This is a genomic window from Litoribacter populi (assembly GCF_007483685.1).
In the GTDB taxonomy this organism is placed as follows: Bacteria; Bacteroidota; Bacteroidia; order Cytophagales; family Cyclobacteriaceae; genus Litoribacter; species Litoribacter populi.
This window is the reverse complement of the sequence record NZ_VMKN01000003.1, coordinates 14,419-29,180: the sequence shown is the minus strand read 5'-3', so window position 1 is coordinate 29,180 and position 14,762 is coordinate 14,419. Positions and strand designations below refer to the sequence as shown.

At 39.7% G+C, this 14,762-nt stretch carries 9 protein-coding genes; 8 read left to right on the top strand and 1 reads right to left on the bottom strand.

Annotation, left to right across the window (positions count from 1 at the left end):
- Positions 1-5: 5 nt before the first annotated feature.
- Positions 6-740 carry a GntR family transcriptional regulator gene (locus FPL27_RS18885; protein WP_143962800.1) on the bottom strand — a complete coding sequence of 245 codons (735 nt, stop codon included), beginning with the start codon at positions 738-740 and terminating at the stop codon, positions 6-8.
- A 307-nt stretch (positions 741-1,047) separates the two neighbouring features.
- On the opposite strand from FPL27_RS18885, the gene FPL27_RS18880 reads away from it, so the two are divergent.
- The 8 genes from FPL27_RS18880 (at position 1,048) to FPL27_RS18845 (ending at position 14,734) form a co-directional block, all read left to right on the top strand.
- Complete coding sequence (locus tag FPL27_RS18880) at positions 1,048-4,119, top strand: SusC/RagA family TonB-linked outer membrane protein (RefSeq protein ID WP_143962799.1); 3,072 nt, start codon at positions 1,048-1,050, stop codon at positions 4,117-4,119.
- A gap of 12 nt (positions 4,120-4,131) precedes the next feature.
- A complete protein-coding gene (locus tag FPL27_RS18875; RefSeq protein ID WP_143962798.1) occupies positions 4,132-5,598 on the top strand; it encodes a RagB/SusD family nutrient uptake outer membrane protein in 1,467 nt (488 codons plus the stop codon).
- 32 nt (positions 5,599-5,630) lie between these two features.
- On the top strand, positions 5,631-6,461 hold the full coding sequence (locus tag FPL27_RS18870) for a hypothetical protein (RefSeq protein ID WP_143962797.1): 831 nt from the start codon (positions 5,631-5,633) through the stop codon (positions 6,459-6,461).
- A gap of 96 nt (positions 6,462-6,557) precedes the next feature.
- The gene (locus tag FPL27_RS18865; RefSeq protein ID WP_185974422.1) at positions 6,558-7,565 is read left to right on the top strand and encodes an ROK family protein; all 1,008 of its coding nucleotides are present in this window, start codon (positions 6,558-6,560) and stop codon (positions 7,563-7,565) included.
- Positions 7,566-7,569: 4 nt separating this feature from the next.
- Positions 7,570-9,324 carry a class I mannose-6-phosphate isomerase gene (locus tag FPL27_RS18860; protein ID WP_143962795.1) on the top strand — a complete coding sequence of 585 codons (1,755 nt, stop codon included), beginning with the start codon at positions 7,570-7,572 and terminating at the stop codon, positions 9,322-9,324.
- A 15-nt stretch (positions 9,325-9,339) separates the two neighbouring features.
- Positions 9,340-10,722, top strand: coding sequence for a sugar porter family MFS transporter (locus FPL27_RS18855; RefSeq protein ID WP_235893500.1), 1,383 nt, complete (start codon positions 9,340-9,342; stop codon positions 10,720-10,722).
- Positions 10,723-10,726: 4 nt separating this feature from the next.
- Positions 10,727-13,480, top strand: a complete 2,754-nt coding sequence (locus tag FPL27_RS18850; protein ID WP_143962794.1) for a GH92 family glycosyl hydrolase — start codon at positions 10,727-10,729, stop codon at positions 13,478-13,480.
- Positions 13,481-13,504: 24 nt separating this feature from the next.
- The gene (locus FPL27_RS18845; RefSeq protein ID WP_143962793.1) at positions 13,505-14,734 is read left to right on the top strand and encodes a DUF4185 domain-containing protein; all 1,230 of its coding nucleotides are present in this window, start codon (positions 13,505-13,507) and stop codon (positions 14,732-14,734) included.
- Positions 14,735-14,762 lie beyond the last annotated feature (28 nt).

The following is a 14,762-nucleotide window of genomic DNA, read 5'->3' as shown; positions in this document are numbered from 1 at the left end:
GGTTTCTACCTTTTAATATCAATGGTGTATTTAAATTGATCACCTCTATAGTAGCCTAGGTTATATTCAATTGGTCTGTCACCCGGGTCACAAACCAATCTTTTTCTAAATAGAACAGGATCGCCACTCTTTAAGTCAAGAACTTTGGAAAGGAATGAAGTTGCATTGATTGCGGAAATTTCCTCTTTAGAGATCGAAGGGATGGTATGGTAATCCTTTTCTAAAATGTCATACAAATAACCAGAGAAATCCTCGTTCCCAGTTAGGCCTACTCTAGGGTGAAAATAGGATATAAAATAAACAAAAGGGCCTTCTTCAAAACCTTTTAGCCTTTCGAGCTTAAGTACTTTTGTTTTCTTTTTTATATTCAAAGAACTTGAGATTTCCTCATTAGCATCTACCCAGCTCACTTCCACCTTGTAGGTTTTGAAGTCTATACCTTTATTGTGCATTTCCTTCGAGAAACTAAGCCAGTTATCTAGTTTAGTAGCAACTGAGTGCTTGGCAACCTTTGTACCTACCCCCTTTTTTCTATCCAGTAGGTTTTCATGAACCAGTTTGTTTGTCGCCTGTCGAATGGTATTTCTAGAAATACCCAGCTGCTTGGCCAAATCCACTTCCTTAGGGAGTAACTTGCCGTTTTGGTAAGCAGGTTCATTAATTAAACTGCGCAACAAAGTTTCAACTTGAATGTGCAGCGGTATGGGGCTGCTATGGTCAATTGTAAGCTTTACTTCCAAGATTTAAAAGGTTTATGTTCATACAAAGATACATAAAGATATATATTTCAAAAATCTCATAATTTTTTAAAAAAAATCCAGAAAATAAATTCAGAGAACGATGTTTCGATTTTTATTCAAAATGATATAAAAACAGGGCGAGGCAAATGCTTTAAAACTTGGGTAGAAGAATATAATTTTGATAAAATCTGAGTAAATAATTTTAAGTTTTGGGTTTTTAATATATTTTTTGCTTAAATATTTTTGAGTATAGTTAAAAATTCATAAACTTGCCTTTGTTCATATGTAAGTACATACTATCTCTTTTATGAAAAAAGTCATCCCTGCCCTTCTATTTTGCTTTTTCTTTTGGTTTGAATCTCAAGCCCAAATGCAGATTAGAGGAACTGTAACAGACTCAGGAACGGGAGAATCCTTGCCCGGAGTTAATGTGATTATCAAAAATTCACCGAGCAGGGGTTCGGTTACTGATATAGACGGGAATTATGTCATTGAAGCTGATTCCAGAAGCGTACTCGTATTTACTTTCATTGGATATAGTTCTAGGGAAGTAGCAGTCAATAATAATTCAGTGATTGACGTCGCGCTTATTGAGGATGAGTCCCAGTTAGAAGAAGTAGTCGTGATTGGTTACGGCTCTGTAAAAAGGTCCGATTTGACCGGTTCTGTATCATCAGTAAAAGCTGCTGAAATCAAAGCTATACCAGTTACATCATTTGATCAGGCCTTACAAGGTAGAGCGCCTGGAGTTCAAGTTGTGCAGACTACAGGAGCTCCTGGAGGGGAGACTAATATTAGGATTAGGGGAACAAGTTCCATTAATGCCAGTAGTGAGCCATTATATGTGATTGATGGAATGCTGATTAACAGCAATAACGATGAAATGGCCATAAGTAGTAGAGGACCACGGGTAGGAGCTTTGTCAACTATAAACCCTAATGACATTGAGTCTATCGAGATATTAAAAGATGCTTCAGCTACCTCTATTTACGGTTCTAGAGGAGCTAATGGCGTAATTTTAATCACCACCAAAAAGGGTAAGGCGGGGAAAAGTTCTGTCAGTTTTGAAACTTACACCGGGGTTCAACAGGTGGCGAACAAACTTGATTTGTTAAATGCATCTGAGTTTGCAACATTGGTAAACGAAGCAAATACAAATGCTGGAAGGGTTCCTACTTATCTTAATCCTGATCGACTAGGGGAAGGGACCGATTGGCAAAATGAATTGTTCCAAGTGGCGCCAATTTCCAATCATCAATTATCTATATCGGGTGGAAATACAAATACTCGATATGCAATATCAGGGGGTTATTTTTCCCAGGATGGGATAGTTGTTGGTTCTGATTTCGATCGGTACTCATTTCGGGTCAATCTGGAATCAGATATAAATGAAAGATTAACTGTAAGCACAAGTTTATCCTATAGTAGGATTTCTTCCAACGGGGTTTTGACTGGGCCTGGAACCATTGTGCCGGGGGTAATTACCAATGCATTTCAATTCAACCCCATTTCTCCAGTTCGTAACCCGAACCAGCCATTAGGGTATACTTTTGAACACTTACTTAAAGAAAATATAGCTAATCCTGTAGCAGAAGCTTTAGAGTACGAATCTATTACCAATACTACTAGAATTCTTGCCAATGCCTCGGCAAATTATAAAATACTGGACGGCCTTAGTTTTAAGACAAGCGTGGGGATAGACGGTTTAAATACAAAATCCAATACTTTTGGACCAGATGGTCTTAAAAGGACTGAAGCAAGTAGGGGAGAGGCTACAGTCTCCACGCTAGAAGCGATGACCTTTCTTAATACCAATACTCTGACCTATGATAAAGCCATAAGCCCCAGCAGCAATTTAAACGTTTTGGCAGGAGTTGAGCTTCAATCATTCAGAAATGAAACTTTGTCTGCGGTAGCATTTGGGTTTCCTGACCCCAGAACGGGCTGGCACAACTTAGGAGCAGCTACCAATCCTCAAAATCCTTTTAATTCGGAACTTGAATGGAGTATGCTTTCATATCTAAGTAGAATAAATTACTCCTTGCACAATAAGTATATGTTTACGTTATCCGGCCGAATAGATGGCTCCTCTAAATTTGCAGAGGGTAATAAATACGGTTATTTCCCATCTGGAGCTTTTGCATGGATGATTTCAGATGAGCCTTTTATGGAGGGTCTCAATTTTATCTCTGACTTGAAATTGAGAGTGAGTTATGGTTGGACAGGTAATCAGGCCATAGGTCCCTACCAGTCATTAGCATTAGTAGGGCCATTTGGAGAAGGGGTTTTTAATAGTGGAGCAGGTGCTACTATTTTTAGAGGAAGAGAACCGTTGTCATATCCAAATAGGGGTTTGAAATGGGAGACCACTGAGCAGAGTAACCTTGGTGTGGACTTATCATTGTTTGAAAACAGAATAAACGTTACCGCTGAAATCTATCAAAAGAATACCCATGATCTATTACTAAACACGCCTATTCCTTTTACTTCTGGATTTGAAAGCACATTATTAAACATTGGTAATGTAAGAAATAGAGGCTTTGATCTCGGTATTAATTCCGTAAATGTTGACGGAGATTTCTCTTGGAGAACTGCCTTCAATTTCTCAATAAACAGAAATAAAGTGCTAAATCTTGCCTCTGATGAGGATATATTTTTAGGAGCAGGAAGTATTTTAAGAGAAGGGTATCCTATAGGAACATTCTTCGGATATGTATTTGACGGGATATATCAAAGTGACGATGAGGCTGCTTCAAGTGCTGCCATAGTCGGTCAGCAACCCCGCGCAGGAGATCGTAAGTATCGGGACCTGAGTGGTCCCGATGGTGTCCCTGATGGAATTATAAATGACTATGATCGCACAGTGATTGGATCAGCCCAGCCTGATTTCACCTATGGAATCACCAATGACTTTACTTATAAAAATTTCACAGTATCAGTCTTCTTTCAAGGGTCTTATGGAAATGACATGGTCAATATGAATCTGTTGAACCTTGAAAATGTAAACGGACAGCAAAACGTGTTGGCAGAGGCAGGGTTGAACCGATGGACTCCCCAAAATCCCAGCAATAGATATGCGAGGGCGTTAGCAACTTCTACGGACAACTTCTTTTCATCGAGAATTATTGAGGACGCATCTTATTTACGCCTGAAAAACCTAACCGTAGGGTATAACTTTAACCCTTCCCTCTTAAGTCGCCTAAAAGTTTCAAATTTAAGGCTATATGTAAGCGCTACCAATCTTTGGACATTGACAAATTATAGTGGATATGATCCAGAAGGAAATGCATATGGATTTACAACAAATTTAGTGGGGATTGATAATGGGAATTACCCTCAAGCAAAAACCTATTTGGTGGGATTGAATTTTGGCTTTTAATTTAGAATCAAGATGTTAAATACATTCATACATACTAAAATCGGGAAGAAAATTGCAATACTAGGTCTATTGGTGATTTGTCTTTTCTCCTGCGAAGGTTTTTTAGAAGAAAACCCCAATGACAGGGTTGCTCAAAGTAATTTTTATGTCAATGCTCAGGATGCGGAATTTGCAGTGAATGCGGTTTATGCCTATTTGGGCTCCTATTCATCCGGAAGTACAGCTGGTATTTACCATAGTAGACTTTGGTTTACCCAGGGATTGGCCTCTGATGAAATGGATAATAATCAATTGGGAAGATTTGAGAATGATGAATTGGCAATAATTGGATATAATGCGGAGAATTCCACTGTTTTACAGATTTGGGAAATACATTATAAAACTATCTTCCTCGCCAATATCGCCATAGAGAGAATTGCACTTATTGATATGGATGAGACTTTAAAGTCCAGATTTATAAACGAGTCAAAATTTTTAAGAGGATTGTTGTACTTTAATCTGGTAAGGATGTTCGGGGATGTGCCTTTAATTCTGAGTGAAGATAGTCCACTTTATCCTGAGTCTAGTCCAGAAGAAGAGGTATATGCTCAAATCATTAGTGATTTAACAGCTGCCGAAAATTTACCTGAGAAGGGAGATATACAACTTGGTAGAGCTACTCAAGGAGCTGCAAAGGCATTGTTAGCTAAAGTGTACCTAACTCGTGGAGATTATCAAAATGCCTCAGCAAAAGCTCAAGAGGTAGTGAACTCTGGAACTTATGAACTTTGGGATGATTTTTCTGAAGTTTTTAAATTAAGTAGTAGAGGAGGCCGAGAGTCCGTTTTTTCAGTTGGTTTCGGCGATGGGGATGGTGCGATTTCCTTTTGGGAGGTTGGTCAGTTTAATGTGAGATTACTTCCATTGGAGCTAACTCGTCACAGAGCCGCAGTATCCAATACACATGGTTGGCAGTTACCCACTATTGATTTATTCAATTCCTATTCGGAGGATGATGCACGTAAAGATGTCACATTTATGACCGACTTTGTGGCCGATAATGGCAACGTGATTGAACTTGAAAGACCCCACATTCACAAATACTGGGACAGTGAAGCCGATCCCACTGCAGGTGGGTCCTACAATGATTTTCAGGTAATCAGATTTTCAGAGGTATTATTGATACTAGCCGAAGCAGAAGCCCAACTCGGGAATTTTGCCACTGCCAATCAAAATCTAAATAGGGTAAGAACTAGAGCTGGATTGGCTGAGGTCAATATTGTAGATAGTGAAAGCTTCATCGAGGCCATACTATTGGAAAGGAGAAAGGAATTTGTTGCAGAAGGACACAGGTGGTTTGATCTAGTGAGGCTGAATAAACTGGAAGAAAAGGTAGAGAGTGCTAAAGGGGTAGTTGTAAATCCAATTTATTATAAATTTCCCATTCCCCAACGTGAAAGAAATACCAACCCTAATTTAACTCAAAATCCAGGATATTAATAAATTATAACTAACAATTAAAACCCAATTTTATGAAACAATTAAATCACATGTTTAAGTACTTAACAGTTTTTGCTGTTATGGCAGCGTTCTCTTCCTGTTCGGAGGATGAGAATACGCCGGATCCTTCTATAAATATGACCATATCTGGAGAAGAGGTGGAATCCACCAATCCAGGTGAATACAGTTATAGAGTTGAATCAGGGAATGAGGTTAATTTGACGGTCAATTTGCAATCAGCCGTCCCATTGACTAACCTAGTTATTACTAAAACGGTCAACAATGCCGTGGATGCAGATTATGGCACTGGTGGCTCAACCACTGTTGATTTGTCAGGAAACGAATCTTCTCATGCCTTTAATTATACCCCAGAGGTAGATGATGTAGACCAATTGGTTGGATTCAATTTTAGAGGGACAAACTCCACTGGAGCAACCGAAGAAATCGATTTGATCTTAGTAGTTAATATGTCACCAATTGATAATCTAACGAGAAGACGTTGGTTATTAACTTCTGTTTTCCACGTAAATGAGGATGAAGAGGGTATTAATGATTGTGAAAAGGACAATTCAATGTTATTGAATGAAGATGGGTCAATAGACATTGACTATGGTGATGTAGCATGCGATTTTGATGGTTTTACTGAATATACTGAGTGGTATATAACTGAAGAAGATGGTGTTCAATATTTCACTAGAGAAGGATATGGAATATTTGATCCAGAAACGGTCATTGTAGATACCTATATGATAGTAGAGCTTACAACTGAAGAAATCCAGTTGCAACAAACGATGGACCTTTCCGATTTCGGCGAGAGCACTGAGGAGACTTTTATCTTCACATATGTAGCTACGCCTAGATAATATTTGGGTTTACGACTAATGGATTGGATTCCCCTTGGAGGTTCTCCAGGGGGAATTTTTAATAACTTGGAGGTATTTGTTCATATGTGCATACCTATGAAAGAAAGACTGGAGACCGGAGACGGAAAAAATTTAGGATTAACTTTTACCAATACTACAATTATGATAAATGTTGCAGTTGATCTGGGAGGGACCAATATAAAAATTGGATTAATAAAACTTGGGGAATTAATAGCATCAACTCAAATCAAAGCGTGCAGCGACCAATCATTGGAGTGGAATCTTGATAAGGTGGTAAAGGTAGTAAATGAACTGCTCACCAATAATCAAATAACTCTTGAGCAACTAGGTGGTGTAGGTATTTCTTTCCCGGGTATTGTGGATTCAAATCACAATAAAATCTTATCCGAATATGTCAAATATAAAAATGCACATCTTTTTGATTTTGACAAATGGGCTCAGGATGTATGGTCCTTGCCCTGTGTAGTAGAAAATGATGCTCGAGCAGCGTTATTAGGTGAGTGGTCAAACGGGGCTGGAAAAGGTTATGAAAATATCGTTTTACTGACATTGGGTACCGGTGTAGGAAGTGCGGTTTTGGTGGAAGGTAATCTTTTGAAAGGGAAAAACTTTATGGCTGGGAACTTGGGTGGGCATATCTCGATCAATTTGAATGGAGATAAATGTAACTGTGGATATATAGGTTGCTTGGAAACAGAAGCGTCTACTTGGAGCCTACCCTTAAAGGCCAAAAAACATCCTCATTTTCATAAAAGCAGCTTAAGCCAAAAAGAAGTGCACTTTGAAACCCTTTTTCAAGAAGCAGAAAAAGGTGATGCATTAGCAAAGGAATTGGTTGAAAATTGTCTGAAAGCATGGGGGGTTGGAGTAGTAAATATGGTTCATTCATATGATCCAGAAATAATAATAATCGGAGGTGGTATTATGAATCAAAAGGATGTCATACTGCTTTATCTAAACGATTTTGTAAAAAAACATGCATGGGCACCAGCATCCCAGAATGTTCGAATCTTACCATCCGTTCAAGTTGATTATGCTGGGTTGTTAGGGATGGATTATTTAATTTCTAATTTAAAAAATTAAAGCTTTGAAGAGGTCTAATTACGATAAATACCCATTTGTACAGGTCGAAAAGGAAAACACTTCTTGTATCGAAAATTGGGAGAGTATAGCAGAGGCATTGAATGAAAGGATTTCCGCAGTTGAAAAGAAGGTTAAGTATATCGTAATTGAATGCTACCAAGGGGTAAATGATCAGGAGGTTCTTAATGAATTGAAATCCAAATTGAATTATACAAATTGGATTAATGCTGACCAAGCCTTTAAAAGCACCGAAGAAGTAAAGGAAATGGTCTGTCCGGATGTTACGGATGACCGGGTATTTGGATTCATGACCAGACTGTCAATCGATGATTTTTTTTCAAATCAAAAGCTATCAGTCTTATCCCAAGGATTAACCATGATTAGTGAAGGTACCATTATATTATATGGTATGGGCTCCAGTCGTTTGATCCCAAACCCAGATCTGGTTGTCTATGTGGATATGGCTCGTTGGGAAATTCAGACCAGAATGAGGTCCAATGAAGTCTCAAATTTAGGTGTTTGCAATAAGGATGCTGAGTTTTCCGAAAAATACAAGCAATCCTTTTTTGTGGACTGGAGGGTGTTGGACAAGCATAAAAAGGAATTGATGCATAAGTGGGATTATGTTTTGGATACCCATGTTGCAAATCACCCTAAACTTGTGGAAGGAAAAGACATTCTTAAAGGGTTAGAAATTGCAGCAAAAAGACCTTTCAGAGTAGTGCCATTTTTTGATCCAGGACCATGGGGAGGCCAGTGGATGAAAGATGTCTGTGATTTAGATAGGGACGCTGTCAATTATGCCTGGTGTTTTGATTGTGTGCCGGAAGAGAATAGCTTATTGCTAGCTTATGGCGATGTAAAAGTGGAAATCCCTTCCATAAACCTGGTGTTTAATCAGCCCAAGAATCTATTAGGACAAAAAGTTCATGCTCGGTTTGGAGAAGAATTCCCAATTCGATTTGATTTTTTAGACACCATCAAAGGGGGAAATTTAAGTTTACAGGTTCATCCGCTAACGGGTTATATCCAGGAAAAATTCGGGATGAAATATACCCAAGATGAAAGCTACTACATTTTGGATGCGGAAGATGATCCTTATGTTTACTTAGGGCTTAAGGATGACGTTAATCCTGAATTAATGATTACCGAATTGAAAGAAGCCCAGGAGGGAGCTTCATTCGATGCGGATAAACATGTAGAAAAATGGGTAGTAAAAAAGCATGACCATGTTTCAATACCAGCAGGGACGGTGCATTGTTCGGCAACTGGCTGCATGGTCTTGGAGATTAGCGCTACTCCATTCATTTTCACCTTTAAGCTTTGGGATTGGGGACGAATGGGATTGGATGGCAAGCCAAGGCCAATTAATATAGAACATGGAGAAAAAGTTATTCAGTGGGATAGAACAGCTTCTTGGGTAAAAGAAAATGCTTTGGACCTTGTAGAGACAGTAGGTGAAGGTGAGGGTTGGAAAGAGGAACGGACCGGTCTAAATGAACTTGAATTTATAGAAACAAGACGCCATTGGTTTAGCAAACAAGTGCCTCATGATACTCAAGGAAAGGTAAATGTTTTAAATCTGGTAGAGGGCAAAGAAGCTATTGTGGAGAGTCCATCCGGTGCTTTTGACCCTTTTGTAGTTCATTACGCAGAAACCTTTATAGTTCCTGCCGCAGTAGGGCAGTATACTATCCGCCCATACGGTGAGTCGGAGGGAAGCCAATGTGCAACCATTAAAGCCTATGTTAGAACCTAAACCTATTTCCATACTATGAATTCATCCTCAATCTCCATGGTAGAAAAGCCACCTAAGTCAGCTACTCTTTTTGTATTAAAGGTGTCAATAGTAGCAGCATTGGGAGGGCTGTTATTTGGATATGATACAGCTGTAATTGCAGGTGCTATCGGGTACCTTCAAGTTAAGTTTAATCTATCTCCTGCCATGGTTGGCTGGGCTGCCAGTAGTGCGATTTGGGGATGTATCGTAGGGGCCATGTTTGCTGGGTATCTGAGCGATAGAATCGGTAGAAAGAAAATGCTAATCATTACAGCCTTTTTATTTGCAGCCTCAGCGATTGGGTCAGCTATTCCCAATTCTCTTACTCAGTTTTTTATTGCCAGATTTATCGGTGGTTTGGGAGTGGGTGCAGCATCTATGCTGTCTCCGCTTTACATTTCGGAAATTGCTCCATCTCGGATTCGCGGTACATTGGTGAGTTTATATCAATTGGCTATAGTAGTAGGAATAAACCTTGTTTATTTCATTAATATGCGGATAGCGGTGCAAAACCCTGAAAGTTGGAATGTAGAATATGGCTGGAGATATATGCTAGGTTCAGAGACTATCCCGGCAGTAATTTTCATGGCATTATTGTTTTTGGTTCCTGAAAGTCCACGGTGGTTGGTGAAAAATAAAAGGGAGAAAGAAGCTTTTACTATTCTTGAAAAGGTGAATGGTCCTGAGAAGGCAAGACAGGTTCTGGATGAAATAAAGGAAGCCTTATCAATGGAATCGGGTACGGTTAGAGAATTATTTAAGCCAGGCTTTCGCATAGCCTTAGTAGTAGGGGTTGTATTGGCTTTGTTTTCACAGATTACTGGAATAAATGCCATCATCTATTATGCTCCGGAGATTTTTAAGAGTGTAGGTTTTGCAACCGACTCAGCATTTTCGCAGACGATTTTTATCGGAGTAGTGAACACTCTTTTCACCTTTGTTGCTCTTTGGCTTATTGATAAAGCAGGGCGAAAATCTCTGCTTCTTTGGGGGGTGAGCGGAATGATACTCTGTTTATTTGCTGTAGGAATCTGTTTTCACTTTCAATTTACCGATGGACCCTGGTTACTGATATTTATTTTGGGCTTTATAGCATGTTTTGCCACTTCATTGGGACCAGTACCCTGGGTGATAATTTCGGAGATATTTCCTACTAAAACCAGAGGGGTAGCAATGTCATTCTGTACCGTAATATTGTGGATCGGAGTGGTTTTGATTACCCAAATGACTCCCGTCCTATTAGAAAATATTGGTGGAGCATTTACCTTTTGGGTGTTTATGGTTAACGCAATTATCCTGTTGATTTTCACCTATAAAATGATACCGGAAACAAAGCAGCGCACTTTGGAAGAAATTGAGCTAAGCTGGAAACACTAAATTTATGAAAATACCACAACCTACCTATTTCACAAAACTATTGAAACGAGTTGTTCTTTTAGGGCTCTTAATGCTTGTTATACTATTCAATGTGGTTGCTGGGCCGGATAATATTGCTCCCAAAGCTAAGGTTGAAACTTCAACTGACTTGAATAATGATTTTAGGGGTGAAAATGTGGTGGATGGGGTTATTGGTATTCATAATAATGGTGAATGGGCCAGTGAGGGAGATACCACCGATTGGGGGTATGTGAGATTTCCTTGGATCAAGCTGACTTGGGATGAGCCCCAAACAATAAATAGAGTTGTATTGTATGATCGGCCTATCGCTAAAGACCATATTGCTGGAGGTAGGCTACAATTTAGTGATGGGTCTGAGGTATGGGTAAACCAGATTCCAAATGATGGAACTGCGAAGGCCGTTCATTTTGATTCGAAGGAGGTAACGTGGATAAAATTTGTCACAACTGACGGAAAAGGTAAGGATTTAGGTTTTTCGGAAATTGAGGTTTATGCTGCCCCTTCGCCAAATGTAGACTATGTGAGTTTGGTGGATCCCTACATTGAAACTAACAGAGGGCGGTATTTCTTTTTTGTGCCAGGAGGAAGACCTTTTGGAATGGTAGGAGCTGCTCCACATACACGGAATAAAAATCAAAATGGAGGCGGTTATAATTATAATGAAACCGAAATCTTAGGTTTCGGCCAGATTCATAACTGGATGATGGCTGGTTTGGAAATTATGCCAACCTCCAAGAATGTGAACCCTACATTGGGAGAAAATGGGTGGAAATCAACCTTTAGCCATGATGATGAGATTGTTCAGCCAGGATATCAACGCGTATTTCTTAGAGACTACAAAACCTGGGTAGAGTTGACTTCCACCGATCGGGTTAGCTTTTATAAATTCACTTACACGGAAGACATGGAGGCCCAGATCATCGCCAATTTGGGAGGGTATTTGGGAAACAGTACCATGACTAATGCCACGGTGAATAAAGTAAATGAGAATGAATTAGAGGGGTCTTTTAGTACTATTGATAGGTATTGGGGAGGCCCAAAAGATGTCAAAGTGTTTTTTGTAATTCAATTTGACAAGCCCTTTGACTCGCTTAATGGCTGGGAAGGAGACTCCATATCAGAAAACATCACAAGTTCAGAAGGGAATAATGCGGGAATTTCCGCCTTATATGGTGTGGAAGGCGGGGATGAAATTCAAATGAAGATTGGTATTTCCTACACCAGTGTAGAGAATGCCAGGAACAATTTAATTTCCGAATGTAATTCTTGGGATTTTGAAGCGGTACGGGAAGATTCTAGAGCAATTTGGAATGACTGGTTAGGGAAGATTGCAGTCACTGGTGGCAGTATGGATCAGCAGGTTAAATTTTACACTGACTTGTGGCATGTGCTATTGGGCAGGCATAAAATCAATGACCTAAATGGTGATTATCCTGACAGAACGGAGGGGGAAAGAGATGGCAATTTTACAGATGCCGTTTTCAAAGTAAAAACCCTTCCAAAAAATGAGGATGGTGGTCTCGCATACAACATGTACAATTCTGATGCATGGTGGCTTAGCCAATGGAATTTGAATGTCCTCTGGGGACTAGCATGGCCGGAAATGCAAGATGAGATGTCTGCCTCAATGATCCAATATGCTAAAAACGGATACTTACTACCGCGAGGCCCAGCTGGAGGCGGCTACTCTTACATCATGACTAGTAATCCGGTCACTAATCTCATTGCAAGTACTTTTATGAAGGGCTTACTGACTAAGGTGGATGAAAAAGAGGCCTACCAAATTGTAAAACAAAATCACCTTCCGGGTGGAATGTTGGGTGATAAGGATGATATAGAGTTTTATACAGCAAATGGCTATTGGCCAGGAAATGCTGGCGTAACGATAGAAGCCGCCTTTCAGGATTTTGCAGTTTCGCAGATGGCAGAAAAGTTAGGGTATGAGGAGGATCATCAATATTTTAAAAATAGATCTGAAGGCTGGAAAAAGCTTTTTCGCCCAGAGCAAAACCTCCTGTTTCCAAAAGATAAAAATGGTAATTTTTTGCATAGCAACCCCTTAAGTGGAGAAGGCTGGGTGGAGGCCAATGCCTGGCAAGCCACATGGGGAGTATCCCATGATATAAGTGGTTTGATAAGCCTTGCTGGAAGTGCCGATACGGTAACCAGTAAACTCAACTTTGCATTCGAACAAGCCCAACCTTCAGACTTTGTTTTTGCCTATAATGATGGATATGTAAGCTATGCCAACCAGCCAGGATGCTCAAATGCGCATGTTTTTAGTCACGCTGGAAAACCATGGTTGACTCAGTATTGGGTGCGAAAAGTTAATGAACAAGCTTACGGAGGTGTAACTCCCGATTTGGGATACGGGGGGCATGATGAAGATCAGGGTCAAATGGGAGGTGTTAGCGCTTTGATGTCAATTGGATTATTCAATATACTAGGTAACGTCAACAGCAATCCCTTTTATGAAATTACCAGTCCAGTTTTCGATGAGATAAGTATTGAACTTGATCAGAAGTATTATCTAGGAGAAAGGTTTGTGATAAAAACATTCGATAATTCATCAGAGAATATTTACATACAAAAGGCTCGTCTGAATGGTGAGGAACTCCAGAATTTCTGGTTTACCCATGAGGATTTTGCCAATGGAGGGGAACTGGAGATCTGGTTAGGGCCAGAGCCAAATAAAAACTGGGGAGTTTCGAACCTCCCGTTAGACATTAAATTATAATTACACACATTAATAATGATAGTTATGAAGTCAATTAAAGGAACTGTGTTTACCGCAACTGTATTGATGTCAGGTGCTTTGCTGGGTTGTGCCCAACAGGACGGACCATCTGAGGAACGATCCGTGGCAGAAAATACCTCAATCACAGAATTGAATTTTAGAACAGTTGAAGCGCCGGAATGGTCAGAACTATTTAATCGAAATAGTGGGTGGTTTGGTGGAGATGGCATTTTTGCTATTCCCATGAATGGGGTAGACTCTGCAGGAGCAGCTGCAGATAATACCACAATGATATTGTTTAGCGATACCTTGATAGGAGAAATTGAAGACGGGGAATTAGATAGCTCTTATGTAATGATCAACAACTCCATAGCGATGCTGAAAGGAGTAGAACCTAAGGAGGAGAATTTATCCTTCCATTGGGACGAAGAACCTAATGGAGATCCCAAAAGCATTTTTATTCCTAAAACCCCTAACACCAATGAAGGTGATTATTTTTGGTTAGGTGATGGATTTGTGAACACAGAGAAAAACAATGATACTTATGTTTTTGGATATAGAATCACCAACACGGGTGCAGAGACTTTTGGATTTCAGGAAGTAGGCAACATATTAATTGTAATTCCAGCAGGAAGTGAACCGCCTTTCAGTGATCAAAGACAAATTGACACTCCATTCTATATGGAAGGTGATGCCGCGGATAGCCATGGATCCTTTGGTGCGGGGTTAATGGTAAATACTGAAGCCGCTGGTGCACCTAGGCCAGATGGCTATTTATATGTTTACGGAATTAGAGGCAAAAATAAGGAAGTAGTAGTGGCTAGAGTTAAGCCAAGTGATATTGAAAATTTCTCTAGCTGGACTTTTTATGATGGAGAGACCTGGCAATCAGAAATGAGTCAAGCGAAAGCCATAGCTGATAGAGCTTCAAATGAGATGAGCGTAACTCCATTAAAGGATGGCAGATATGCGATGGTGTTCCAAAAAGATGGAATTGGAAAAGAAGTAGGGGTGCGTTTAGGATTATCGCCGGAAGGTCCTTTTGGTCCAATGATTCCGGTTTGGGATGCGTCTGAGGATGTAAATGTTGGGCGAGAGTTTATCAGTTACAATGCGAAAGTTCATTCAAATCTTTCCAAACCAGGGGAGTTATTAATAAGCTATAACATCAACTCTTTTGATTTTTTCAATGAAATAATGGATCATCCTAATCTGTACAGACCACGGTTTATCCGAGTAATATTAGAAGACTAAATTGGGAAAGAGAAACTGACCACCTTAA

What these genes read in the sequence shown, in the direction of transcription:
- FPL27_RS18870 (WP_143962797.1), top strand. Translation starts at nt 5,631, where the DNA reads ATGAAACAATTAAATCACATGTTTAAGTACTTAACAGTTTTTGCTGTT.
- FPL27_RS18875 (WP_143962798.1), top strand. Translation starts at nt 4,132, where the DNA reads ATGTTAAATACATTCATACATACTAAAATCGGGAAGAAAATTGCAATA.
- FPL27_RS18855 (WP_235893500.1), top strand. Translation starts at nt 9,340, where the DNA reads ATGAATTCATCCTCAATCTCCATGGTAGAAAAGCCACCTAAGTCAGCT.
- FPL27_RS18865 (WP_185974422.1), top strand. Translation starts at nt 6,558, where the DNA reads ATGAAAGAAAGACTGGAGACCGGAGACGGAAAAAATTTAGGATTAACT.
- FPL27_RS18850 (WP_143962794.1), top strand. Translation starts at nt 10,727, where the DNA reads ATGAAAATACCACAACCTACCTATTTCACAAAACTATTGAAACGAGTT.
- FPL27_RS18845 (WP_143962793.1), top strand. Translation starts at nt 13,505, where the DNA reads ATGAAGTCAATTAAAGGAACTGTGTTTACCGCAACTGTATTGATGTCA.
- FPL27_RS18880 (WP_143962799.1), top strand. Translation starts at nt 1,048, where the DNA reads ATGAAAAAAGTCATCCCTGCCCTTCTATTTTGCTTTTTCTTTTGGTTT.